Here is a 1530-nt window from a genome sequence, read left to right on the forward strand (position 1 = left end):
AAGTAACTCGTAGGCTCATTATGCAAAAGGCACGCCGTCAGCCCGAAGGCCTCCGACCGCTTGTAAGCGTATGGTTTCAGGATCTATTTCACTCCCTTATTCAGGGTTCTTTTCACCTTTCCCTCACGGTACTGGTTCACTATCGGTCTCTCAGGAGTATTTAGCCTTATGGGATGGTCCCCACAGATTCATACAGGATTACACGTGTCCCGCACTACTCAGGATACCACTAAATCAATATATCTTACCTATACGGGACTATCACCCTCTTTGGTCAGTCTTTCCAAACTGTTCTAATTCAATATACATCTTATAACGTGGTCCTACAACCCCAGCATTGCCGTAACAATACTGGTTTGGGCTAATCCGCGTTCGCTCGCCACTACTAACGGAATCACTATTGTTTTCTTCTCCTCCGGGTACTTAGATGTTTCAGTTCTCCGGGTTCGCCTCCTTGCGGATACTATATCTTCAATATAGTGGGTTGCCCCATTCGGATATCTGCGGATCATAGTGTATGTGCCACTCCCCACAGCTTTTCGCAGCTTATCACGTCCTTCATCGCCTCTGAGAGCCTAGGCATTCCCCATACGCCCTTAATTAGCTTATGCGTCTTGCTTTAACTTGCTCTTTTAGTTTTTGATGATATAAATATCATCACTCTTTTAATTTGTATCACTAATAAATCTCTTGCGAGATAAATTAATGCTCGTATTCTTTAAATCAATATGTCAATGAACGTTTTTCTTAATAACAGTACAATAATGATGAATACAAAAACTATTTCAATTGAATGAATCCTGTGTTTTATAAACTATCAAAACTTATACCTAAAGAATTGTGGAGAATATCGGAGTCGAACCGATGACCTCCTGCGTGCAAGGCAGGCGCTCTAGCCAGCTGAGCTAATCCCCCATTATGAAATCCTAAATGTCGAATTCAGAATCCCGAATGATGAAGTAATGAATTCTCAACTTCTAAAATTTCCTTTCAATAATATAATTATGAACTTAGTGTATAGTCCTACGACTTTAGTAGTCTCAGGCAGACTCGAACTGCCGACCTCTACATTATCAGTGTAGCGCTCTAACCAGCTGAGCTATGAGACTTCTTCATAGTTGATAATTGATGCTTAATCGTTATTAGTAAAACTAACAACCAAAAAATACAACTATACAATAAATTAATTAACAGCTTAAGACTAAAAACACCCCAAAATAACAATTCCTGAGTATCGTCTTTCTCTAGAAAGGAGGTGTTCCAGCCGCACCTTCCGGTACGGCTACCTTGTTACGACTTAGCCCCAGTTACCAGTTTTACCCTAGGCCGCTCCTTACGGTGACGGACTTCAGGTACCCCCAGCTTCCATGGCTTGACGGGCGGTGTGTACAAGGCCCGGGAACGTATTCACCGGATCATGGCTGATATCCGATTACTAGCGATTCCAGCTTCACGGAGTCGAGTTGCAGACTCCGATCCGAACTGTGATAGGTTTTATAGATTCGCTCCTTCTCACGAAGTGGCTGCTCT

2 tRNA genes and 2 rRNA genes (1 of these 4 running past the window's edge) are annotated in these 1530 nt (G+C 42.5%); all 4 read right to left on the minus strand.

Annotated features, from left to right (window positions below):
* Nucleotides 1-611 (minus strand): 23S ribosomal RNA (locus BMY33_RS23220) (it extends 2210 nt beyond the left edge of the window).
* Between the two features lie 230 nt (nt 612-841).
* Nucleotides 842-915, minus strand: a tRNA-Ala gene (locus tag BMY33_RS23225).
* Nucleotides 916-1035: 120 nt separating this feature from the next.
* Nucleotides 1036-1109: transfer RNA gene (locus BMY33_RS23230), tRNA-Ile, on the minus strand.
* 139 nt (nt 1110-1248) lie between these two features.
* A 16S ribosomal RNA gene (locus BMY33_RS23235) occupies nt 1249-1530 on the minus strand; the annotation flags it as partial.

The sequence above is a fragment of the Aquimarina amphilecti genome, from assembly GCF_900109375.1.
GTDB lineage: Bacteria > Bacteroidota > Bacteroidia > Flavobacteriales > Flavobacteriaceae > Aquimarina > Aquimarina amphilecti.